This is a genomic window from Lentzea sp. NPDC003310 (assembly GCF_040610935.1).
Taxonomy (GTDB): Bacteria; Actinomycetota; Actinomycetes; order Mycobacteriales; family Pseudonocardiaceae; genus Lentzea.
Genome location: NZ_JBEXNC010000004.1, coordinates 382,750 through 402,995 on the forward strand (window position 1 = coordinate 382,750; position 20,246 = coordinate 402,995).

21 protein-coding genes are annotated in these 20,246 nt (G+C 71.4%); 13 read left to right on the top strand and 8 right to left on the bottom strand.

Features of this window, described 5'->3' with window-relative positions:
* The first annotated feature begins 11 nt into the window (after positions 1-11).
* The gene (locus ABZX02_RS09475) at positions 12-2,144 is read left to right on the top strand and encodes a tetratricopeptide repeat protein (protein ID WP_355296496.1); all 2,133 of its coding nucleotides are present in this window, start codon (positions 12-14) and stop codon (positions 2,142-2,144) included.
* Positions 2,144-3,112: a protein phosphatase 2C domain-containing protein gene (locus ABZX02_RS09480; RefSeq protein ID WP_355296498.1), complete on the top strand. Its 969-nt coding sequence runs from the start codon at positions 2,144-2,146 to the stop codon at positions 3,110-3,112. The genes ABZX02_RS09475 and ABZX02_RS09480 overlap by 1 nt, the downstream gene beginning before the upstream one ends.
* Before the next feature lie 10 nt (positions 3,113-3,122).
* On the opposite strand, the gene ABZX02_RS09485 is transcribed toward ABZX02_RS09480, so the two are convergent.
* The gene (locus tag ABZX02_RS09485) at positions 3,123-3,704 is read right to left on the bottom strand and encodes a DUF488 domain-containing protein (protein ID WP_355296500.1); all 582 of its coding nucleotides are present in this window, start codon (positions 3,702-3,704) and stop codon (positions 3,123-3,125) included.
* A gap of 64 nt (positions 3,705-3,768) precedes the next feature.
* Between ABZX02_RS09485 and ABZX02_RS09490 the strand changes: the two genes are divergently transcribed.
* The gene (locus ABZX02_RS09490) at positions 3,769-4,536 is read left to right on the top strand and encodes an alpha/beta fold hydrolase (RefSeq protein WP_355296502.1); all 768 of its coding nucleotides are present in this window, start codon (positions 3,769-3,771) and stop codon (positions 4,534-4,536) included.
* Here the strand turns inward: ABZX02_RS09490 and ABZX02_RS09495 are convergent.
* Positions 4,529-5,545: a LacI family DNA-binding transcriptional regulator gene (locus ABZX02_RS09495; protein WP_355296504.1), complete on the bottom strand. Its 1,017-nt coding sequence runs from the start codon at positions 5,543-5,545 to the stop codon at positions 4,529-4,531. The two genes, ABZX02_RS09490 and ABZX02_RS09495, sit on opposite strands and share 8 nt — an antisense overlap.
* Positions 5,546-5,681: 136 nt before the next feature.
* On the opposite strand from ABZX02_RS09495, the gene ABZX02_RS09500 reads away from it, so the two are divergent.
* From ABZX02_RS09500 to ABZX02_RS09510, 3 genes are read left to right on the top strand one after another with little or no spacing between them, the layout of a single operon-like run.
* A complete protein-coding gene (locus tag ABZX02_RS09500; protein ID WP_355296506.1) occupies positions 5,682-6,695 on the top strand; it encodes a sugar ABC transporter substrate-binding protein in 1,014 nt (337 codons plus the stop codon).
* 4 nt (positions 6,696-6,699) lie between these two features.
* Positions 6,700-7,698: an ABC transporter permease gene (locus tag ABZX02_RS09505; RefSeq protein ID WP_355296508.1), complete on the top strand. Its 999-nt coding sequence runs from the start codon at positions 6,700-6,702 to the stop codon at positions 7,696-7,698.
* A complete protein-coding gene (locus ABZX02_RS09510) occupies positions 7,695-8,459 on the top strand; it encodes an ATP-binding cassette domain-containing protein (protein ID WP_355296510.1) in 765 nt (254 codons plus the stop codon). The genes ABZX02_RS09505 and ABZX02_RS09510 overlap by 4 nt, the downstream gene beginning before the upstream one ends.
* Here ABZX02_RS09510 and ABZX02_RS09515 read toward each other — a convergent pair.
* Positions 8,456-8,791, bottom strand: coding sequence for a nuclear transport factor 2 family protein (locus ABZX02_RS09515; RefSeq protein WP_355296512.1), 336 nt, complete (start codon positions 8,789-8,791; stop codon positions 8,456-8,458). The genes ABZX02_RS09510 and ABZX02_RS09515 overlap by 4 nt on opposite strands.
* Before the next feature lie 39 nt (positions 8,792-8,830).
* On the opposite strand from ABZX02_RS09515, the gene ABZX02_RS09520 reads away from it, so the two are divergent.
* Positions 8,831-9,163: a helix-turn-helix domain-containing protein gene (locus ABZX02_RS09520; RefSeq protein ID WP_355296514.1), complete on the top strand. Its 333-nt coding sequence runs from the start codon at positions 8,831-8,833 to the stop codon at positions 9,161-9,163.
* Here the strand turns inward: ABZX02_RS09520 and ABZX02_RS09525 are convergent.
* Both ABZX02_RS09525 and hrpA read right to left on the bottom strand, forming a co-directional pair.
* Complete coding sequence (locus ABZX02_RS09525; protein WP_355296516.1) at positions 9,137-9,676, bottom strand: hypothetical protein; 540 nt, start codon at positions 9,674-9,676, stop codon at positions 9,137-9,139. The genes ABZX02_RS09520 and ABZX02_RS09525 overlap by 27 nt on opposite strands.
* Before the next feature lie 16 nt (positions 9,677-9,692).
* The gene (hrpA, locus tag ABZX02_RS09530) at positions 9,693-13,559 is read right to left on the bottom strand and encodes an ATP-dependent RNA helicase HrpA (protein ID WP_355296518.1); all 3,867 of its coding nucleotides are present in this window, start codon (positions 13,557-13,559) and stop codon (positions 9,693-9,695) included.
* 76 nt (positions 13,560-13,635) lie between these two features.
* On the opposite strand from hrpA, the gene ABZX02_RS09535 reads away from it, so the two are divergent.
* The 3 genes from ABZX02_RS09535 to ABZX02_RS09545 all read left to right on the top strand — a co-directional run bounded on the left by ABZX02_RS09535 (position 13,636) and on the right by ABZX02_RS09545 (position 15,574).
* A complete protein-coding gene (locus ABZX02_RS09535) occupies positions 13,636-14,190 on the top strand; it encodes a DUF4240 domain-containing protein (protein ID WP_355296520.1) in 555 nt (184 codons plus the stop codon).
* Positions 14,191-14,237: 47 nt separating this feature from the next.
* Complete coding sequence (locus ABZX02_RS09540) at positions 14,238-14,819, top strand: DUF4240 domain-containing protein (protein WP_355296522.1); 582 nt, start codon at positions 14,238-14,240, stop codon at positions 14,817-14,819.
* A gap of 320 nt (positions 14,820-15,139) precedes the next feature.
* Entirely contained in the window at positions 15,140-15,574 is a 435-nt protein-coding gene (locus tag ABZX02_RS09545; RefSeq protein ID WP_355296523.1) for a hypothetical protein, read from the top strand.
* Here ABZX02_RS09545 and add read toward each other — a convergent pair.
* From add to ABZX02_RS09560, 3 genes are all read right to left on the bottom strand, one after another.
* Positions 15,541-16,518 carry an adenosine deaminase gene (gene add / locus ABZX02_RS09550; protein WP_355296525.1) on the bottom strand — a complete coding sequence of 326 codons (978 nt, stop codon included), beginning with the start codon at positions 16,516-16,518 and terminating at the stop codon, positions 15,541-15,543. The genes ABZX02_RS09545 and add overlap by 34 nt on opposite strands.
* Positions 16,519-16,717: 199 nt before the next feature.
* Entirely contained in the window at positions 16,718-16,957 is a 240-nt protein-coding gene (locus tag ABZX02_RS09555; protein ID WP_355296526.1) for a hypothetical protein, read from the bottom strand.
* The gene (locus ABZX02_RS09560) at positions 16,945-17,442 is read right to left on the bottom strand and encodes a hypothetical protein (RefSeq protein WP_355296528.1); all 498 of its coding nucleotides are present in this window, start codon (positions 17,440-17,442) and stop codon (positions 16,945-16,947) included. Before ABZX02_RS09560 ends, ABZX02_RS09555 begins: the two co-directional genes overlap by 13 nt.
* A gap of 209 nt (positions 17,443-17,651) precedes the next feature.
* On the opposite strand from ABZX02_RS09560, the gene ABZX02_RS09565 reads away from it, so the two are divergent.
* The 3 genes from ABZX02_RS09565 to ABZX02_RS09575 are packed head-to-tail and all read left to right on the top strand — an operon-like array spanning position 17,652 to position 20,234.
* Positions 17,652-18,020: a DUF4180 domain-containing protein gene (locus ABZX02_RS09565; protein ID WP_355296529.1), complete on the top strand. Its 369-nt coding sequence runs from the start codon at positions 17,652-17,654 to the stop codon at positions 18,018-18,020.
* 52 nt (positions 18,021-18,072) lie between these two features.
* Positions 18,073-19,119: a beta-eliminating lyase-related protein gene (locus ABZX02_RS09570; protein WP_355296531.1), complete on the top strand. Its 1,047-nt coding sequence runs from the start codon at positions 18,073-18,075 to the stop codon at positions 19,117-19,119.
* Positions 19,116-20,234 (top strand): site-specific integrase, encoded by a 1,119-nt coding sequence (locus tag ABZX02_RS09575; protein WP_355296533.1) that lies wholly within the window; start codon positions 19,116-19,118, stop codon positions 20,232-20,234. The genes ABZX02_RS09570 and ABZX02_RS09575 overlap by 4 nt, the downstream gene beginning before the upstream one ends.
* Positions 20,235-20,246: the final 12 nt, after the last annotated feature.

Sequence of the window (20,246 nt, forward strand, 5' to 3'; positions counted from 1 at the left end):
AGGGCCCGCCGATGAGTGAAGAGGTCGAACTGCCCGAGACCGGGCCGTCGACGGCGCCGGGGACCGCGCCGTGGTCGGTGTCGCAGGAGGTGGCGCGGTCGAGCTCGGGACGCGCGCGCCGCGGCAGTGCCCGGTCGATGAGCCGCGGCCGGCTGGGCGCGGGCCTGGTCGAGGTGCCGCGCGTGCCGTACCGGGACCCGAAGACCGCGGTGCTCGAGAACCCCGAGGTGCCGGAGGCGAAGCGGTTCTGCTCGAAGTGCGGCAAGAAGGTCGGCCGCACGTCCGAGCACAAGCCGGGCCGGGTGGAGGGGTTCTGCCCGCAGTGCGGGCACGCCTACTCGTTCACGCCGAAGCTCGCGCCGGGCGAGGTGCTGCACGACCAGTACGAGGTGCTGGGGTGTCTCGCGCACGGTGGCCTGGGCTGGCTGTACCTGGCCCTGGACCACGCGGTGAGCGACCGGTGGGTGGTGCTGAAAGGCCTGCTCGACTCAGGCGACGCGGACGCGATGGCGGCGGCGCTGGCGGAGCGCCGGTTCCTCGCCGAGGTCGAGCACCCGAACATCGTGAAGATCCACAACTTCATCCGCCACGAGAACAAGGCCAGCGGCAAGCTCGTCGAGTACATCGTAATGGAGTACGTCGGCGGCGAGTCGATCAAGGACATGATCACGAACCGCCGCCGGGAGGGCCGCGGCGACGAGGCGCTGCCGCTGGCGCAGGCCATCGCGTACGTGCTGGAGATCCTGCCTGCGGTCGGCTATCTGCACGGCGTGGGCCTGCTGTACTGCGACTTCAAGCCGGACAACATGATCCACACCGAGGAGCAGCTCAAGCTGATCGACCTGGGCGCGGTGCGGCGCATCGACGACCACCACTCCCCCATCTACGGCACGGTCGGCTACCAGGCTCCGGAGATCGGCACGATCGGCCCGTCGGTGTTCTCCGACATCTACACGGTCGGCCGGGCGCTCGCGGTGATGAGCTTCCCGTTCGACTTCCGGGGCAAGTGCAAGGACCGGCTGCCGACGCCGCAGGAGGAGCCGCTGCTGGAGCGGTTCTCCTCGTTCCACCGGCTGCTGCTGCGGGCGACGAACCCGAACCCGGAGCTGCGCTTCTGCAGCGCCCAGGACATGGCCGAGCAGCTCACCGGCGTGCTGCGCGAGGTGCTCGCGCTCGAGGACGGGGTGGCGCGGCCGGGCCTGTCGCGGCAGTTCACGCCGGAACGCCGCCGCTTCGGCGTGGAGGGCGCGCTGGACCTGCGGGAGGTGGCGCTGGCGTTGCCCGCGCCGAGCGTGAGCACCTCGGACGCGGCCGCGTCGTGGCTCGCGACGGCGACGACGTCGGACCCGGAGGGGCTGCGCAAGGCACCGGAGCTGACGGTGGAGGTGCGGCTGCGGATCGTGCGGGTGCTGATCGAGTCCGGGGACACCGGGGCGGCGCTGCGGGAGCTGGAGGCGCTGACGGCGCCGTCGATGTTCGACGAGCCGGAGCTCGACCCCGCCGAGGACTGGCGCCCGGACTGGTACCGGGGCCTCGCGGCGCTCGCCGACCAGCGGCCGGGTGACGCGCTGGGGTTCTTCGACGCGGTGTGCTCGGCGGTGCCGGGCGAGGCGGCGCCGAAGCTGGCGCTGGGCGTGTGCTGCGAGGCGACGGACGACCTCAAGAGCGCGGCGGGCTGGTACGAGCTCGTGTGGCGCACGGATCACTCGTACGTGTCGGCGGCGTTCGGGCTGGCGCGGGTGCTGCTGGCGTGCGGGGACCGGGCGCGGGCGGTCGAGGTGCTGCTGGCCGTTCCGGACACATCTTCGCAACACTTGCCGGCGCAGATCGCGGCGGTGCGCGCGCAGCTCGGCGACTGCGCGGCCGAGGACCTCGTCGCGGCCGGGGAACGGTTGCACGCCTTGGACATCGACGTTCATTCGCACACGCAGCTGTCGGCGGAGGTGCTGGAGGCGGCCTACGACTACGTGACCCGCAATCAGGCCGCCGAGGGCAAGGTGCTGGACTGTGCACTCTCCGAACACGAACTTCGGCTGGGTCTCGAGGCGCGCTACCGCACGCTGGCCCGGTTCGCGGCCACGCCGGAGGAACGGATCGCATTGGTGGACCGCGCGAACGCGGTAAGGCCTAGGACGTTGGTTTGATGGACACCCTGAAGTGCCCGGAGTGCTCCGCGCCGGTGGCGGCGGAGGACCGGTTCTGCGAGGCGTGCGGACGCAACCTGCTGGTCCGCCGCACGCCGCTGGGCGGACCGACCGGTCCCGCGCAGGCCTCGTGCATCCTGTGCGGGTCGCCCGACATCGATGACGAGGACTACTGCACCCAGTGCGGCCGGCACCAGCCCTCGGCGCGCGACCGGGTCGAGTACACGCTCGGCGCGGTGTCCGGCGTGTCGGACCGGGGCAAGCGCCGCGCGCGCAACGAGGACTCGATGGCGTTCGGGCACGTCGCGGGCAAGGGCGTCGCCGCCGTCGTGTGCGACGGCGTGGCCTCCTCGGAACGGGCGGAGCAGGCCTCCCAGGCCGCCGCCGACGCCGCGGTGGACGTCCTGCTCAACGCGCTGATCGACTCCGCGGACGCCGAGCAGGCGATGATCGACGCCGTGGCGGCGTCGTGCTCCGCGGTGGAGAAGCTCGTGGAGGACGAACCGATGGAGGCGGGTGCGCGCGGGGTGGCGCCGTCGTGCACGTTCGTCTCGGCACTGGTGTCGGGCTCGTCGGTGACGATCGGCTGGGTCGGCGACTCGCGCGCCTACTGGCTGTCGGACGAGGGCTCGAAGCAGCTCACCACGGACGACACGTGGGCGGCGCAGCTGGTCGCGGAGGGTGTGCTGACCGAGGAGCAGGCGCGCACGGACCGCCGCGCGCACGTGCTGTCGCGGTGGATCGGCGCGGACGCGGGCCAGGTGGTGCCGCAGGTGGTGACGGTGCAGCCGACGTCGCCGGGGGTGTTCCTGCTGTGCTCGGACGGGCTGCACAACTACCGGCCGGAGCCGGAGGACCTGCAGCCGCTGCTGCCGTGCGGGCCGGAGGAGTTCGTGAAGGTGGCGCTGGAGGCGGGCGGGCACGACAACATCACCGTGGTGCTGGTGCCGTTCGCGCCGGAGAGCTGACGCCCGGCGCTCAGGCCGGGTGGGCGATGCGCGCCTCCTGACGCCGCAGGGCGTCGGCGAGGCGTTCGTCGTGGGTGCGGAACAGGTCTTCGTCGGCCAGCCCGAAGGTGGCCATCAGGCGCAGCATCGCCTCGGCGTGCGGTTCGGCGCGGCCGTCGCCGTGCAGGTGCTCAACGTCGGCGCCGCCGTCGGCCAGGACGCGCGACACCAGGACGGTGCGGTGGCAGTCCAGCGGTTCGCCCTCGGCGCACACGACGGCGATCCGCTCGGTCCGGGCGCCGCGCCGCAGGCGGTCGATGCCGCTGGTGAACGGCCTGCTCGCGGCCAGCCGCGCGAACGAGACCCTGCCACCGGCGTAGCAGCCGGGGTCGGTGGGCCGCGCGCCCAACTCGGCGCCGAGAAAGACGTACTTGATCCCGCGCGCCGACAGGGCGCGCTCGAGGGCGTGCCGGTTGAACCGCGGCGCGAAGCGGCTGAACGGGGTGGACCGCACGTCGGCGACCGCGGTGACGCCGTGCCCGAGCAGCAGGCCGGCGAAGGTGCCGAGGTCGTGGGTGGAGTGCCCGGCGGTCAGGAACTTCTGCCTCGTCATCGTCGCGCGACGATACCCGCGGCGGGGCGGGGACAGCGGCCTCGGACTCTGCTGGAATGAGCCGATGCGGAGGGCGGTGTTGATCGCGCTGGCGGTGGTTGTCACCATCGTCGCCGTGGTCTTCGGTCTCCAGCGCAAAATGGTGTACTTCCCCTCCCCCGGCCCGCTCCCGTCCGCGGACGAGGCGATGGCGGGCGGCCGTGACGTCCGGCTCGTCACCGCGGACGGCCTGCTGCTCGACGGCTGGCACTTCGAGCTGCCGGACGCGCCCGCGACGGTGATCGTGTTCCCGGGCAACGCCGGCAACCGCGAGGGCAGGTTGTCGCTCGCGCGGGGGCTGACGGCGCGCGGGTTGTCGGTGCTGCTGTTCGACTACCGCGGCTACGGCGGCAACCCCGGCAAGCCGACGGAGGAGGGTCTGACCTACGACGCGCGGGCGGCGCTGGACCTGATCGACGGGCCGGTCGTGTACTTCGGGGAGTCGCTGGGCGCGGCGGTGGCGGCCGAGCTCGCCACCTACCGGGCTCCCAAGGGCCTGGTGCTGCGGTCTCCGTTCACGTCGCTGGCGGCGGCGGGGTCGCACCACTTCCCGTGGCTGCCGGTGAAGATGTTGTTGCAGGACAAGTACCCGGTGGTCGAGCGGGTGTCCGCTGTGGACGTGCCGACGGTGGTGCTGCTGGGCACGCGGGACTCGGTCGTGCCGCCCGCGCAGTCGCGTGAGGTGGCGACGGCGGCGCGGGCGACGCTGGTGGAGATCGACGGCGCCGACCACAACGACCCGGTGCTGAACTCGGGGCCGCAGGTCGTGGACGCGGTGGTGTCTGTCAGCTAGGCGCGATCTCGCCGGAGCCGCGCGGGACGAGGGCGGCGGGGACGACGGCGTGCACCGGGGGTGAGGTGTCGCCGTCGACGCGGGCGAGGATGAGCTCGGCTGCTTTGCGGCCGATGCCGGGGACGTCCTGGCGCACGACGGTGACGGCGGGCTCGAGCAGGTCGGCGAGCGGGAAGTCGTCGAAGCCGATGACGGCGACGCGGCGGTGCAGGTCGCGGGCGCGCAGCACGCGCAGGGCGCCGACGGTGACGAGGTTCTGCGCGGTGAACAGCGCGGTGGGGGGCCGGTCGAGGTCGAGCAGCGCGGCGGTGGCGGTCTCGGCGAGGTCGGCGCCGTGCAGGTCGGTGTGCACGAGCTCGGTGCGCAGGGCGACGCCGGCGCGGGCGAGGCCTTCGAGGTAGCCGGTGTAGCGCTCCTGGCTGGTCCACAGGGTGCGGCGGTCGCCGAGGAACGCGATGTCGCGGTGCCCGAGGGCGGCCAGGCGCGCGACGGCGTCGCGGCTGCTCTCGCGGTTGGTGGTGGTGACGCAGTCGGTGTCGCCGAAGGTGGGCGGCCGGTCGACGAGCACCATCGGGGTGCCGCGTTCGCGTTCGTGCTGCAGGGCGTCCTGGTGGCCGCCGGCGGCCATGACGACGACGCCGTCGACGCGGCGGGCGGACAGCGAGACGAGCAGTTCGCGTTGCAGGACGCGGTCGTCCTCGTTGCTGCCGGCCAGGACGAGGACGCCGCTGCGGCGGGCGTGGTCCTCGACGGCGCGCAGCAGGGCGGCGTCGAACGGGTTGGACAGGTCCTCGAACAGCACGCCGATGGTGGCGCTGCGGCGGTCGGAGCGGCGCAGCGCGCTCGCGGTGAGGTTGGGCCGGTAGCCCAGGGTGCGGGCGGCGGCGCGGACGCGGTCGGCGACCTCGGCGCCGGCGCCGGGCAGGCCGTTGATGACGCGGGAGACGGTCTTGGTGCTGACCTTCGCGAGCGCGGCGACGTCGCGCATCGTGGGTTCGCGTCTGTCCATGCCGGTGCCCTTCGACCCTTGCGTCAACGATGACGCGAACGGTATACCCGATCGATATCACATGTAGCCGCTTCACCGTTACTCGCGGTGAGACCGCGGAGGAGTGGTTACGTCAACGTTGACGTAGGAGTGTGTCATGCGCAGAACGGTCGGGGTTGTCGGCGCAGCGGCGTTGCTCGTGCTCACCGCGTGCGGAGGTGGTGGATCGTCCGGCGGCGGGTCGACGCTGGTGGGGCTGGTGACGAAGACGGACACGAACCCGTTCTTCGTGAAGATGAAGGAGGGCGCGCAGCAGGCGGCGGGGTCCTCGGGTGCGACGGTGCAGTCGTTCGCGGGCAAGCAGGACGGCGACAACCAGTCGCAGGTGGACGCGATCGAGAACCTGATCGCGTCGGGCGCGAAGGGCATCCTGATCACGCCGAGCGACTCGAAGGCGATCGTGCCGTCGGTGGACAAGGCGCGGGCGGCGGGGCTGCTGGTGATCGCCCTGGACACCCAGCTCGAACCGGCTGACGCCGCGGACGCGACGTTCGCGACCGACAACTACCAGGCCGGGCTGCTGATCGGGCAGTGGGCGAAGTCGAAGTTCGCCAAGGAGGGCAAGCAGGCGAAGATCGCGCTGCTGGACCTCAACCCGAACCAGGTGTCGGTGGACGTGCAGCGCGACCAGGGGTTCCTGGAGGGTTTCGGCGTCGACGTGAAGGACAAGACCCGCATCGGTGACGAGTCCGACCCGCGGATCGTGGGCCACGACGTGACCGACGGCGACCCCTCGGGCGGGCGGCGGGCGATGGAGAACCTGCTGCAGAAGGACCCGTCGATCAACCTCGTCTACACGATCAACGAGCCGGCGGCGGCGGGCGCGTACGAGGCGCTCAAGGCGGCGGGCAAGGAGAAGGACGTGGTGATCGTGTCGGTCGACGGCGGCTGCCCGGGCGTGAACAACGTCAAGGCCGGGGTGATCGGGGCGACCTCGCAGCAGTACCCGCTGAAGATGGCGCAGCTCGGCGTGGAGGCGGTGGCGAAGTTCGCCAAGGACGGGTCGAAGCCGCAGAACACCGACACCGGCGTCACGCTGGTGACCGACCAGCCGGCGGACGGCGTCGAGTCGAAGGACTCGGCGTGGGGCCTGCAGAACTGCTGGGGCTGATCACATGGCCGTGGTGGAGTCACGCGAGACCTCGCCGCTGACGCGGCTGCAGCACCTGCTGCACGCGCAGGCGACGATCGGCCCGGCGGTGGTGCTGCTGGTCGCGGTGGTCGTGTTCGCGCTGCTGTCGGACCGGTTCCTGACACCGGGCAACATCTCGCTGATCCTGCAGCAGGTGGCGGTGGTCGGCACGCTCGCGGTCGGGCAGACGATCGTGATCCTCACGGCGGGCATCGACCTGTCGTGCGGGGCGATCATGGTGCTGACCTCGATCGTGATGGCGAAGGTCGCATCCGAGACCGGGCTGCCGGGCCTGCCCGCGCTGCTGCTCGGGTTTGTCGTGGGCACGCTGTGCGGGCTGCTCAACGGGCTGCTGGTGACGCGGCTGAAGCTGCCGCCGTTCATCGTCACCCTCGGCACGCTCAACGTGTTCTTCGCGCTGAACCTCTGGTACTCGGGCAGCGCGACGATCCGGGGCACGGACATGCCGTCGTTGCTGCTGTGGACCGGGCAGACGTTCACCGTGGGCGGCACGCGCATCACCTACGGCTCGATCATGCTCGTGCTGCTGGTGGCGGCGATGGCGTTCGTGCTGAAGAACACCGCGTGGGGCCGGCACGTCTACGCCACCGGTGACGACGTGGAGGCCGCGCGCCTGTCCGGTATCCGCACGGCGAAGGTGCTGCTGAGCGTGTACGCGACGGCGGGGCTGATCTACGCGCTGGCGGCGTGGACGCTGATCGGCCGGATCGCGTCGGCGAGCCCGCAGGCGGGACAGACCGACAACCTCGACTCGATCACCGCGGTCGTGATCGGCGGGACGTCGCTGTTCGGCGGCCGCGGCGCGGTGGTGGGGTCGCTGATCGGCGCGCTGATCGTCGGCGTGTTCCGCAACGGCCTCGCGCTGGCCGGAGTGGACGTGCTGTGGCAGACGATGGCCGTGGGTGTGCTGATCATCGTGGCGGTGTCGCTGGACCAGTGGATCAGGAAGGTCAGGTCATGACCCCGGTGTTGCAGGCGACCGGCCTGGTCAAGCGGTACGGGAAGGTCACGGCGCTGGCGGGCTCGGACCTGGAGCTGCTGCCGGGCGAGATCCTGGCGGTGATCGGCGACAACGGCGCGGGCAAGTCGTCGCTGATCAAGGCCCTGTCGGGGGCGGTGGTGCCGGACGAGGGCGAGATCTTCCTCGACGGCTCCCCCGTGTCGTTCTCCACACCGCTCGACGCGCGGCGGGCGGGGATCGAGACGGTGCACCAGTCGCTGGCGGTGTCGCCGTCGCTCGACATCGCGGCGAACCTGTTCCTGGGCCGGGAGCTGCGCCGCAAGGGCGTGCTGGGCTCGGTGTTCCGGATGCTCGACCGCTCGGGCATGCGGGAGGAGGCGCGCCGGCAGCTCGACGCGCTGGGGATCATGACGATCCAGAACCCCGGCCAGGCCGTCGAGACCCTGTCGGGCGGCCAGCGCCAGGCCGTGGCGGTGGCGCGGGCGGCGGCGTTCGGCAGCCGGGTGGTGATCATGGACGAACCGACCGCGGCGCTGGGTGTGCGGGAGTCCCGCGCGGTGCTGGACCTGGTGCTGCAGGTCCGCGAGCGGGGCCTGCCGGTGATCCTGATCAGCCACAACATGCCGCACGTGTTCGAGGTCGCCGACCGCATCCACATCCAGCGCCTGGGCCGCCGCAAGGCGGTGGTGGACCCGAAGTCGGTGTCGATGTCGGACGCGGTGGCGATCATGACCGGTGCCCTGGAGCCGCCGCCGGGTTAGCGGGTGCCGAAGGGGTTGTCGATCACGTACCGCCACCGGCCGTCCGCACCCCTGCGGGCGACGTCGGTGGCGGTACCGGTCACGTCGCCGATGGTCCAGTCGACGACGAGCAGGGCGATGCCGTCGTGTTCGTAGACGTGCCGGGGCGTGACGTCGATGGGCAGGCCTCGTGCGAGGAACCGCTGGTTGGCGTCACGCCGGTCCCGCCCGGTGACGACGGTGCCGGGTTCGGGGACGAACAGGCCGCCGGGTTCGTAGACGGCGTCGACGGCCTCGGGGTCGCGGGAGTTGAACGCGGCGGCGAAGGCGTGGGCGACACTGGAGGGGTGCATGCCGACAGCGTCGCTCCCGCCGAAGTGGGTCACCAAACGGTGACCTGGGACCGCCCGACCGAGGACTGCCCGGTGGAGGTGGCGCTGGCGGCGGTCAGCGGCCGGTGGGCGACGCTGGTGGTGCGGGACCTGCTGGCCGGGCCGCGGTCGTTCTCGCAGCTGCGGGCGGGGTTGCCGACGTTGAGCGCGAAGGTGCTGACCGAGCGGCTGGAGTCGTTGGTGGCGCAGGGGTTGGTGGTGTGCACCCGCTCCCCCGGGTTCCCGGTGCGCACGTCGTACGCGCTGACGCCGGCGGGGGTGTTGCTGCGGCCGTTGCTGGAGCAGCTGTTCCGCACGGGTGAGGCGCTACTGGGCGAGCTCGCGCAGGACTGACTCCAGGGGCGCGAGGAGGTTGCGCGAGGCCCTGAGCTCGTCGGACACCAGCGCGGTGTGCGTGCCGACGCGACGCCAGAACTGCCCCTGCACGGGGATTTCGACGAGTGTGAAGCTGAATCTCGGTGGGTGGCCGAGCTCGGTGGTGAGCTGGTCGACGATCTCCGTGAGCAGCTCGTAGGAGTGCCGGCGGGCGGCATCGCGGCGCCGGGTCTGCTCGGGCGAGGTGTGGTCGGGCCGCCACCGCTGGTAGGCCTCGCGCAGGTGCTCGGGCACGCCGACGGGTGGGCGGCCACCGCCGCCGGTGGTGAGCGACTCCGTCCACCACCGGTCCCACCCCGACCCGAAGGTCTCCGGCACGTACACGTCGTGCAGGCGCTCGACCGGCGGGGTCAGGGGCGGGATCGAGTCGGCGGTCGGGGTGCTGACGCCCATCGCGTCACGGACGTAGAGGACGAAGGCGTCTCCGCTGCCGCTGGACACCTGCCACGTGGAATCCCCAGGGAAGTGCATGTGCCACGGTAGCGGCCTACAGCGGTACGGCGTCGAGTGCTTTGTAGATGCGCTTGTCGCTGATGCTGTACCGGGTCTTGATGGTCTGGGCGAAGTAGGACAGGCGCAGTTCCTCGATCATCCAGCGGATCTCGTCGAGCTCGGGAGCGGGTTCGTCGACGGGCGTCTGGGCGCGCAGCTCCCGGTACTCGGCGTGGACCTGGTGGACCTGGTTCGTCCAGTCGAGGTCGCGGCGCGGGTTCTCGGGCAGCTTCTCGATCCGCCGCGACACGCCCTTGAGGTACCGCACGAGGTCGGGCAGCCGGTCATACCCGGTGTGCGTCACGAACCCCTTGTACACCAACGAGTTCAGGTGCGCGCGGATGTCGTTCGCGGAGTCCGGGGCGCCCTTGAGACCCGAGAGCTTCAGCTCGGCCTCGTGGTGGGCTTCGAGGACCTTGCGGACCTCCTGCACGACGACCCACGTGGTGTCGTTGAGCGCGGCCTGCACCTTCTTGAGCTGCGCGGCGTAGGACTTGGCGTCCCAGGCCGGGTCGCCCATGAGCCGGTCGACGGCGGCCATGATGCAGTCGGCGAGCAGGGCGGCGACGCTGCCGTGCGGGTTGCGGGTCAACGCGAGCTTGGCGCCGTTGTCGAGGTGCCGTTGCAGGTGCTTGACCGGTGAGTTGACGCCGAGCAGCAGGAGTCTGCGCACGCCGCGGCGGTGGGCGAAGGCCTGCCGGCCGGGGGTGTCGAGGACCTTGATCGCGGCGCTCTCGCCCTGGTCGACCAGCGACGGGTAGGCGGTGACGGTGATGCCGGACTGCCGTTGCTCGATGGTGCGCGGCAGCGCGTCGAAGTCCCAGGTGGTGAGGCCGGTGCGTTCGAGGTGCCCGGCGGCCTGCGACAGCGACTCGCGGACCTCGTCGCGCAGCTTCTCCTTGAGCACGGCGATGTCCTTGCCCTCGGCGAGGGTGCGGTTGTGCTCGTCGACGACCTGGAAGGTGAGCTTGAGGTGGTCGGGGACGGCGTCGAACTGCCAGTCCTCGCGGTGCACGGTCACGCCGGTCAGCGCGCGCAGTTCGCGTTCGACGCCGCCGAGCAACGACGTCTCACCCGGCTTGATGCGGGCCAGCACGGCGGTGGCGACGTCGGGGACGGGCACGAAGTTGCGGCGGATCTGCTTGGGCAGCGACCGGATGAGCGCGACGACGAGGTCGTGGCGCAGGCCGGGGATCTGCCAGGAGAACGCGTCGTCGTCCAGGGTGGTCAGGGCGGGCAGCGGCAGCTGGACGGTGACGCCGTCGTTGCGGCTGCCGGGTTCGAAGTGGTAGCTCAGCGGCAGCGTGAGCTCGCCCTGGCGCCACTGGTCGGGGTAGGCGTCGGCGCTGACGTCGGCGCGGTCGTTGACCAGCATCTCCTTGGTGAAGGTGAGCTGGTTCTTGTTCTTCTGCTTCTTCCACCACGAGTCGAAGTGCCGGGCGGAGACGACCTCGGGGGCGACGCGCTTGTCGTAGAACTCGAAGAGGGTCTCCTCGTCGACGACGATGTCGCGGCGCCGCGCCCGGTTCTCCAGCTCGCCGACCTCCTCGAGCAGCGCCCGGTTGGTGTGGAAGAACCGGTGGTGCGTGGTCCACTCCCCCTGCACCAGGGCGTGCCGGATGAACAGCTCGCGGGACAGCTCGGGGTCGATGCGCCCGTAGTTGACCTTGCGGCCGGCGACGATCGGCACCCCGTAGAGCGTGACCTTCTCCAGGGCGACGACGCTGCCGCGCTTGGTCTCCCAGTGCGGTTCGCTGTACTGGCGTTTGACGACGTGCTCGCCGAGGCGTTCGGCCCACTCGGGTTCGATCTTGGCGACGATGCGGCCCCACAGGCGGCTGGTCTCGACGAGCTCGGCGGCCATCACCCACTGCGGCGGCTTCTTCGCCAGCGCACTGCCGGGGAAGATCGCGAACTTGGCGTTGCGGGCGCCGAGGAACTCCGTGAGCGGGCGCCGTTTCTCGTTGGGGGCCTGCTTCTTGAGGACGTCCTTGACGCCGATGTGGCTGAGCAGACCGGACAGCAGCGCGATGTGGATGTTGCGGGCGTCGCCGGGCTGGTCGTTGACGTGCATGCCGATCTGCTTGGCGACCTGCCGCAGCTGCAGGTAGATGTCCTGCCACTCGCGCACGCGCAGGTAGTTGAGGAACTCGGCCTTGCAGCGCTTGCGGAACTGGTTGCCGGACAGTTCCTTCTGCTGTTCCTTGAGGTACTGCCACAGGTTGAGGAAGGTGACGAAGTCGGATTCCTTGTCGACGAACCGCGCGTGCTGCTGGGTCGCGGCCTCCTGCTGGTCGGCGGGCCGTTCGCGGGGGTCCTGGATGGACAGTGCCGCCGCGATGATCATGACCTCTTTGAGGCAGCCGGTGGTGTCGGCCTCGAGGACCATGCGGCCCAGGCGCGGGTCGACCGGCAGGGCGGCGAGCTTGCGGCCGGTCGGGGTGAGCTTGCGTTCGGCGGCGTTGATCGCGCCGAGCTCCTGCAGCAGGCCGATGCCGTCGTTGATGTTGCGGGAGTCCGGCGGGTCGATGAACGGGAACTTGGCGACGTCGCCGAGGCCGATGTTGGTCATCTGCAGGATGACGCTGGCGAGGTTGGTGCGCAGGATCTCCGCGTCGGTGAACTCGGGGCGGGCCTCGAAGTCCTCCTCGGAGTACAGGCGGATGCAGATGCCCTCGCTGACGCGGCCGCAGCGGCCCTTGCGCTGGTTCGCGCTCGCCTGGGAGATCGGTTCGATGGGCAGCCGCTGGACCTTGAGGCGGTGGCTGTAGCGGGAGATGCGGGCGTTGCCGGGGTCCACGACGTACTTGATGCCGGGCACGGTGAGGCTGGTCTCGGCGACGTTGGTGGCCAGCACGATCCGCCGGCCGGTGTGGCGCTGGAAGACGCGGTGCTGCTCGCCGACGCTCAGCCGCGCGTACAGCGGCAGGATCTCGGTGTTCTTGAGGTCCTCGGCTTTGAGGGCGTCGGCGGTGTCGCGGATCTCGCGTTCGCCGGAGAGGAACACCAGGACGTCGCCGGGGCCTTCGGCCTGCAGCTCGTGGACGGCGTTGATGATGCCCTGGGTCTGGTCGTCGTCCTCCTCCAGCGGCCGGTAGCGGGTCTCGACCGGGTAGGTGCGGCCGGAGACCTCGATGACCGGGGCGTCGCCGAAGTGCTGGCTGAAGCGCTGCGGGTCGATCGTGGCGGAGGTGATGACGATCTTGAGGTCGGGGCGGCGCGGCAGCAGCTGCTTGAGGTAGCCGAGCAGGAAGTCGACGTTGAGGCTGCGTTCGTGGGCCTCGTCGATGATGATCGTGTCGTAGCGGCTCAGCGTGGGGTCGGTCTGGATCTCGGCGAGCAGGATGCCGTCGGTCATGAGCTTGACCAGCGTCTCGTCGCCGGACTGGTCGGTGAACCGGACCTTGTACCCGATCGTGTCACCGAGCTTGGTGCCCAGCTCCTCCGCGACGCGTTCGGCGACGGTGCGGGCGGCGATGCGCCGCGGCTGGGTGTGCCCGATCTGGCCGGTGACACCGCGGCCGAGCTCGAGGCAGATCTTGGGCAGCTGCGTGGTCTTGCCGGAACCGGTCTCGCCGGCGACGATCACGACCTGATTCGCTGCGATCAGGTCCTTGATGTCGTCTTTGCGCTGGCTGACGGGCAGTTCGGCGGGGTAGCTGATCTTGGGAACGGACTCCCGGCGCAGCGCGACCTTGAGCGCGGCCTCGTCGATCTGGGCGGCGATCTCCTCGAGGATCTTCTTGCGCGCGAGCGGGTCCTTGACCTTGCGTGCGCCGTCGAGGCGCCTGGCGAGCCGGCGTTGATCACGCGGCATGAGCTCGGGCAGGCGTTTGTGCAGTTCAGCGTGCGGGGTGTCCATTTGGGCTCAAGGATAGTCAGGCGGTCGCGGTTCCTTCGCGTCAATAACTGTCAGACCCCCTCGCTACCGTCCCGGTGTGGACGTCGAGGGCTTCTGGAACCTGGTCGACGACGCGGTGGCGGCCGCACCTGACCAGGAACAACGGCTGGTGAGCCGGCTCGCCGCGCTGCCGCCGGGTGAGATCGCCGACTTCGCGGTGCTGCTCGATCGTGAGCGCGGCCGGGTGGACACGTGGGCCCATTGGCAGGCGGCCACGCTGATCTGCGCGGGCCTGTGCGGGATGGACTCGTTCTTCTACTTCCAGGCGTGGCTGATCGGCCAGGGCTCGCGGGTGTTCTCCTCGGTCGCGGCGTCGCCGGACGCCCTGGCGTCGGTGCCGGCGGTGCGGCGGCTCGCGGCGCTGGGCACGGTGGACGACTGGGCGGACGAGGACTGGCCGGAGTGGGAGTCGCTGTACCGGGTGCCTGATGAGGCGTTCGGCTCCGGCGACCTGGACGAGCTGCTGGCGATGCGGGGCCAGACGCGGGCGTTCGACGTCGATCCGGGCGGGGAGGAGGTGGAGATGGAGGCCCCGGCGGACATCGCGCGCCGCATTCCGCGGTTGTGGTCGCTGTTCGGCAAGCCTGCGTAGTTTCCGACCTCCGGGAATTGTCAGACCTGTCCGATAACGTCGTTCTCATGGATCTCGACGTCTTCTGGGCTCTGCTCGACCAGTCGGCTTCCGCTAGCTCTGACCAGCACGAACGGCGCGTGTGGCTGACCTCGCGACTGGCCTTGCTGCCGCCGGGTGACATTTGTGGTTTCGAGACGTTACTGGGCGCCTCGCGTGGCCGTGTGAACACGTTCGCGCACTGGCACGCCGCTTATTTGTTGTGCGACGGAATGTGTTCGGCGGACCGTTTCGTCGAGTTCCAGTCGTGGCTGATCGGGCTGGGCCGGTCGGTGCTCGCCTCGGTGGCGGCGTTCCCGGACGCCCTGGCGGACGTGCCGGCGGTCCGCACGCTGCTGGCGGTCGGCGCCCCGTCGTGGCCGGAGTCGGCGTGGCCGCTGTGGGAGGGCCTGTCGGGGGTGGCGCGGGAGGCGTTCTTCATCGCGACGGGCCGGTCGCTGGACAACGCCCTGGCGATCCTGGGTCACGTGCCGGTGGCGGACGCGGGCCTGTTCACCGGGGAGGTGTGGGACCTGGACTCGCCGGCGGAGGCGGCGCTGCGGTTGCCGCGTCTGTGGGAGCTGTCCGGTGGGCTGGAGGACGCGGCCTGAGCCTTCAGGCGCCCGGCGACGCGGCTACGACTTGGCGGCGTCCGCAGCGAGGTCGCTGGCCTTGACCATTCGTCGCTTCTGGCGTCCCCGGCGGCGCGACCTCGTCACCGCGCCACACCCCTGCGCCCTGGTCGCAGGGTCGGCTTAGCCACCTCCCGCTGCCACCTCCCGCTGCCACCTCCCCCTGCCTCACCTCGCTGCCGCAGCTGTCCCGCCGCACTTCCCCCGCCGCAGCTCGGACGGCACCATCCGACCGCCCCTGAGCTGCGCGGATGTCGAGGCGTCCAAAATTGTCAGACCCCCTCGCTAGCGTCTCGGACATGGACCTCGACGCGTTCCCCTGGGCGGTCCGGCGCCACGGCGTCGGCGGGGAGCGGCGTGCGGGTCGCGCGGTCGGCGTGTGCGGAGGTGGCGTGATGGACGAGGCGGACAGCGTGCCGGTCGATGTCGTGGTGTGGCGGGCTCCTGGTCCGGCGTCGTTCGCCGAGGCCGCGGCCCGGTACGCGGAGTTGCGGTCCTCGCCGCTGGGCGCGTTCGAGCCGGCGGTGGCGGCGTTCGTGCGGGAGCTGCGGCGCACGTCGCCTGATCCGTCGTCGCCGGTGTCGTGGGACGAGGCGCTGACGGTGGGGGTGGACGCGGTGATCGTGCACGTGGTGTGGCCGGGGCAGCGGCAGGTGGTGGAGCTGGTGTCGTTGCTGGCGGCCCGGCACGGGCTGGTGTGTTACGAGCCGGCTCGCCAGGTGGCGATGTCCTGACGCAGCGCGGTTTTCGTGTCCTCGGGTGCGAAGGAGGCGTCGACGGCGTTGGCGGCGAGGCAGGCCAGGGTGTCGTCGTCGAAGCCGAGGTGTTCGCGCAGCAGGCGGTACTCGTCGGTGAGCGTGGTGCCGGTGGTGGCGGGGATGTCGGTGTTGAGCGTGACGGTCAGGCCGGCGTCGATGAGAAGTGGTAGCGGGTGAGAGGAGAGCGATTCGACCAGTCCCAGCGCGACGTTCGACGACGGGCAGACTTCGAGCGGTGTGGCGCGGTCCCGCAGCAGTGCGACGACCTCCGGGTCCTCGAGTGCGCGGAAGCCGTGGCCGATCCGGTCGGCGAGCCCGGTGGTGACGGCTTCGGCGACGCTCGGTGCCCCGCAGCACTCTCCGGCGTGGTGCACGAGTCCGACGCCGGCGTCGCGGGCGGCGTGGAACACGGCGGTGAACGGGGTGAGCGGGTGGTTCTCCTCGCCCGCGGTGCCGATCGCCACGACCCGCGGGTGCGCGGCCGCGAGCCGCAGCGACTCCTCGAACCGCGCGACCGATCGCTTCCTGGGGTGGTCCACGATCACACGGCATTCGATGCCGTGGGCGGCCTGTCCTGCGGCGAGCCCGGACAACACCGCCTCGAGCGGCATGTCCGGATCACCGAGTCGTTCTCCGTGCGCTGCCGCGGTGAACGTGACCTCGGCGTACCGGGTCCCCTGCGCTGCTTCCTCGGCGCAGAACTCGTACGCGATCCGGTGGAAGTCCTCGGCTCGCCGCAGGCAGTCCCGCACTGCCCCGTTGTGGGCGGCGAACTGCGCGAACCCGCCGAACGTCCCGGCCTGCGCGGCGGGCACGTCCACGCCGTGGTGTGAGGCGAGTTCGGCGAGGGTGTCCGCGCGCACGGTGCTTTCGAGGTGGACGTGCAGGTGGGCTTTGGGCAACGCCACAAGATCACGCATGGGGCGCGACGCTACCCAAGTCCCACCCGCACCTGCCCCGCATTTTCGCCACGCTGGGGGTCGTACGCGACGGTCGCGGTTCGGCCCGGCTCAGGGCAGTGCGGAACGGTCGCGGACGCGCTGACCGGTTCCAGTTGCGCGGCAGGGCGCGGGGAGGTCACGCCGGAGGCGCCGCCCGGACCGATCCGCGCGAGTCCGTTCAGCTGGGACGGCCGCCGAGGAACGCGACGGCGCTGTCGATCTCGTGCTCGGGCACGTCCCCGTGCCCGCCGGGGTTGGCGTGCAACGACTTGCGGGCGCTTGCGAAGGCGTCGAACAACGCGAGACCGGCGTCGCGGGCGACGAGCCGGTCGTCCCACTGCAGCAGGAACCGCACAGGCGCGGCGATCCGAGCGGCCGCGGCGGCGAGGGCGTCGGTGGTGCCGATCAGCCCGAGCACGGCGCGGCGGACGCGGGTTCGGCGGCCAGCAGCGGAATGCCGACGGCGCTGCCCATCGACACGCCCCAGAACCCGACCCGGTCGCCCACAGCCACCTCCGAGCCGAGCAGGGCGTCGAGCACCGACTGCCATTCCGGGATCGCCCGCGAGGCTTGCAACGCGTTGTACCGGGCGACCACCGGCCCGGCGTTGTGCCCGGCCGCGACGAGGGAACGGATCTCGGCGGCGAACCGCTCGTCGTCGGCCGACCGGGCGCGGTTGCCGTGACCGGGCGCGTCGAGGGTGACGACGGCGAGCCCGGCGCGGGCGCAGCGGTGGGCCCGGCCGATCATGCCGGGGGCGTGTTTGTGCTGGCCTCCGCCGTGCGCGCTGAGGACGAGCCCGGTGGGATCACCGGCGGGGGTCCAGAGGGTGCCGGGGACGTCGCCGAGCACGAAGTCGCGCTGGGTGACGCCGTCGGAGGTGGTGTGCGAGGTGAAGCGCATGGGCCTGTCGCCTTTCGGAGCGGGGGGCGCTCCCGTGGCGACGCGCGGGGGTGGCGTCAGGCCGGGGTGGGGAGGGAACGCCCATCGATGTCGACCGCGGTGATGGGACTCACCTCCTCCTGCTCGTTCGCGTGGCGGTGACGCTAGCAGGTGATCATGGGCGTATTGCGCGCGACAGCGGCCGCCCGGCGCGGCTAGGTTGCGGTGCCATGCCTGATGTTGTGCGGACGCGCCACGGCGCGACGGTGCTGATGTGCGCCGAGGACGGTCCGGTGATCGGCGACGAGCAGTCCGCTGTGGACCTGATCGGCACGTTGTGGGGCCAGGACGTGAGCTGGCTGGTGCTGCCGGTGGCGCGGTTGGCGCCGGAGTTCCTGGTGCTGCGCACGCGGGTGGCGGGCGCGGTGGTGCAGAAGTTCCAGCAGTACGGGTTCGGCGTGGTCGTGCTCGGGGACGTCTCCGAGCAGGTGGCGGCGAGCACGGCGTTGCGGGACTTCGTGTTCGAGTCGAACCGGGGGCGGCAGCTGTGGTTCGTGGCGGACGAGCAGGAGCTGGACGCGCGGTTGGCGGCGGCCTGACCACGACAAACGGCCCTATTGCAACTTAATGGCAATAGGTAGTGTCTGGGGCATGGACGTTCGCCGCTCTCTGTCGCAGCACAGTGGTCCGCGCAAGTCACCGCACGAGGTGTCGCGCCGTCTCGCCGAGTGGGTTACGCCCGGTCTCGCCCCGCAGGACCCGGTGCGGATGCTGGAGGAACGGGTCGCGGGCCTGCTCGGCAAGCCCAGCGCGTTGTTCTTCCCCTCGGGCACGATGGCGCAGCAGGTGGTGCTGCGCGTGCACGCCGAACGCACGGGCCGCCGCGCGTTCGCGGGTCATCCGCAGACGCATCTGCACGTGTGGGAGAACCAGGGCTACAACGCGCTGCACGACCTGTGGTTCCACCCGGTTGGCGACCGCAACGAGCTGTTCGGCCTCGACGACCTCAGGGCGGTGAAGGAACCGCTCGCGGCGGTGGTGTTCGAGCTGCCGCAACGCGACATCGGCGGTCTGCTGCCGGACTTCGCCGACCTGGCCGCGCAGACGGCGTGGACGCGGCAGTCCGGCGGGGCCGCGCACTGCGACGGGGCACGGTTGTGGGAGGCGCAGACCGGCTACGACGCCACGTTCGCGGAGATCGCCGCGTTGTTCGACACCGTGTACGTGTCGCTCTACAAAGGACTCGAAGGTGTGCGGGGCGCGGTCCTCGCGGGCGACGAGGACACGATCGGGCAGGCGGCGGTGTGGCGGCGCCGCATGGGCGGGGCGATCGTGGACGCGTGGCCGCTCGCGGCGATCGCGTTGATGGGCATGGAGGCGAACCTGCCGCGCATGGCGGAGTTCAAGGCGCACGCCCAGGCGCTGGCCGAGGCGATCAACGCCGACGGCTTCGCCCACACCGTCCCGCACGTGCCGGCCACTCCCCTGTTCCACGTCCACCTGCCGATGTCCCGGCACGACGCGCAACGGGCGGCGCAGCACCTGCTGGAGGAGACGGGGATCCGGCTGTTCCTCTACGCGCGGTCGAACCCGGATCCGGGCCGCAGCAGCTTCGAGGTGAGCGTGGGCCTGAGCGGTCTGGAGTTCACGCCGCGCGAGGTGGTGGAGTTGATCAGAGGACTACCATCGCGGGTGTGAGCCTGCCCGAACCCGTCCAGCACGCGCTGGTCAGGGTGTCGCACTCGGTCCTGATCGACGTCGGCGCGCTCGCGAGCGTGCGCGAGAGGTTCGACGACGAGCAGGCGGCGTCGCTGGCCGGGTACCTGCGCAGCGCGCAGTCGCCGAACACGGTGCGCGCCTACCGGTCGGACTGGGTCGCGTGGGCCGCGTGGTGCCAGGCGGAGGGCCGGCAGGCGCTGCCCGCCGATCCGCTGGACGTGGCGGTGTACCTGGCGGTCGCGGCGGACACGGTGAAGCCGGACGGTTCGCCCGCGTTCGGGGCCTCGACGCTGGAGCGCAAGTCTGCGGCGATCTCGGCGGTGCACGCGGCGAACGGGCTGCCGAGCCCGACGCGCAGCGACGTCGTGCGGCTGACGCTGCGCGGTGTGCGCCGCTCCCGCAAGGCCCAGCCCAAGCGCAAGCGGCCGGTGCTGCTGGAGACCCTGGAGGCGTTGCTCGCCGAACGCCCCGCCGAGGGACCGGCCCGCGCCCGCGACGCGCTGCTGCTGCTGGTGGGGTTCGCGGGGGCGTTGCGGCGCAGCGAGCTCGCGGCGATCGAGTTCGACGACGTGACGGTGGACGTGGACCCGCGCACGCACGAACCGCTGCTGCTGATCCGGCTGGGCACGACGAAGACCGACCAGACGGGCCGCCACCAGCAGCAGGTGGTGCTGCCGCGCGGCAGCCGACGCCCGACCTGCCCGGTGTGCGCGTTCGCGGACTGGGCCGACGTGCTCGAGGGCCGCGAGGTCACCGAGACCGGCCTGCACCGCTGCCACGGCTACCAGCCCGCCGACCGGCGGGGGCCGGTGTTCCCGATCATCAACCGCCACGGCGGCGTCAGCGGCAGGGCGATGTCGGGGCGCGCGGTGGCGGAGCTGGTGAAGCGGTACGCGGTGCGCGCGGGCCTGGACCCGGCGTTGTTCGGCGGGCACTCGCTGCGGGCGGGGTTCGCGACGCAGGCGGCGCTGGGCGGGGCGAGCGACCGGGAGATCATGCGGCAGGGCCGGTGGACCAACCCGCGCACGGTGCACCGCTACATCCGCACGGCCAACCCGCTCGAGGACAACGCCGTGACCCGCCTCGGCCTGTGAATCTGTGACTCA

What these genes read in the sequence shown, in the direction of transcription:
- ABZX02_RS09475 (WP_355296496.1), top strand. Translation starts at nt 12, where the DNA reads ATGAGTGAAGAGGTCGAACTGCCCGAGACCGGGCCGTCGACGGCGCCG.
- ABZX02_RS09480 (WP_355296498.1), top strand. Translation starts at nt 2,144, where the DNA reads ATGGACACCCTGAAGTGCCCGGAGTGCTCCGCGCCGGTGGCGGCGGAG.
- ABZX02_RS09485 (WP_355296500.1), bottom strand. Translation starts at nt 3,704, where the DNA reads ATGACGAGGCAGAAGTTCCTGACCGCCGGGCACTCCACCCACGACCTC.
- ABZX02_RS09490 (WP_355296502.1), top strand. Translation starts at nt 3,769, where the DNA reads ATGCGGAGGGCGGTGTTGATCGCGCTGGCGGTGGTTGTCACCATCGTC.
- ABZX02_RS09495 (WP_355296504.1), bottom strand. Translation starts at nt 5,545, where the DNA reads ATGGACAGACGCGAACCCACGATGCGCGACGTCGCCGCGCTCGCGAAG.
- ABZX02_RS09500 (WP_355296506.1), top strand. Translation starts at nt 5,682, where the DNA reads ATGCGCAGAACGGTCGGGGTTGTCGGCGCAGCGGCGTTGCTCGTGCTC.
- ABZX02_RS09505 (WP_355296508.1), top strand. Translation starts at nt 6,700, where the DNA reads ATGGCCGTGGTGGAGTCACGCGAGACCTCGCCGCTGACGCGGCTGCAG.
- ABZX02_RS09510 (WP_355296510.1), top strand. Translation starts at nt 7,695, where the DNA reads ATGACCCCGGTGTTGCAGGCGACCGGCCTGGTCAAGCGGTACGGGAAG.
- ABZX02_RS09515 (WP_355296512.1), bottom strand. Translation starts at nt 8,791, where the DNA reads ATGCACCCCTCCAGTGTCGCCCACGCCTTCGCCGCCGCGTTCAACTCC.
- ABZX02_RS09525 (WP_355296516.1), bottom strand. Translation starts at nt 9,676, where the DNA reads ATGCACTTCCCTGGGGATTCCACGTGGCAGGTGTCCAGCGGCAGCGGA.
- hrpA (WP_355296518.1), bottom strand. Translation starts at nt 13,559, where the DNA reads ATGGACACCCCGCACGCTGAACTGCACAAACGCCTGCCCGAGCTCATG.
- ABZX02_RS09540 (WP_355296522.1), top strand. Translation starts at nt 14,238, where the DNA reads ATGGATCTCGACGTCTTCTGGGCTCTGCTCGACCAGTCGGCTTCCGCT.
- ABZX02_RS09545 (WP_355296523.1), top strand. Translation starts at nt 15,140, where the DNA reads ATGGACCTCGACGCGTTCCCCTGGGCGGTCCGGCGCCACGGCGTCGGC.
- add (WP_355296525.1), bottom strand. Translation starts at nt 16,518, where the DNA reads ATGCGTGATCTTGTGGCGTTGCCCAAAGCCCACCTGCACGTCCACCTC.
- ABZX02_RS09560 (WP_355296528.1), bottom strand. Translation starts at nt 17,442, where the DNA reads ATGCGCTTCACCTCGCACACCACCTCCGACGGCGTCACCCAGCGCGAC.
- ABZX02_RS09565 (WP_355296529.1), top strand. Translation starts at nt 17,652, where the DNA reads ATGCCTGATGTTGTGCGGACGCGCCACGGCGCGACGGTGCTGATGTGC.
- ABZX02_RS09570 (WP_355296531.1), top strand. Translation starts at nt 18,073, where the DNA reads ATGGACGTTCGCCGCTCTCTGTCGCAGCACAGTGGTCCGCGCAAGTCA.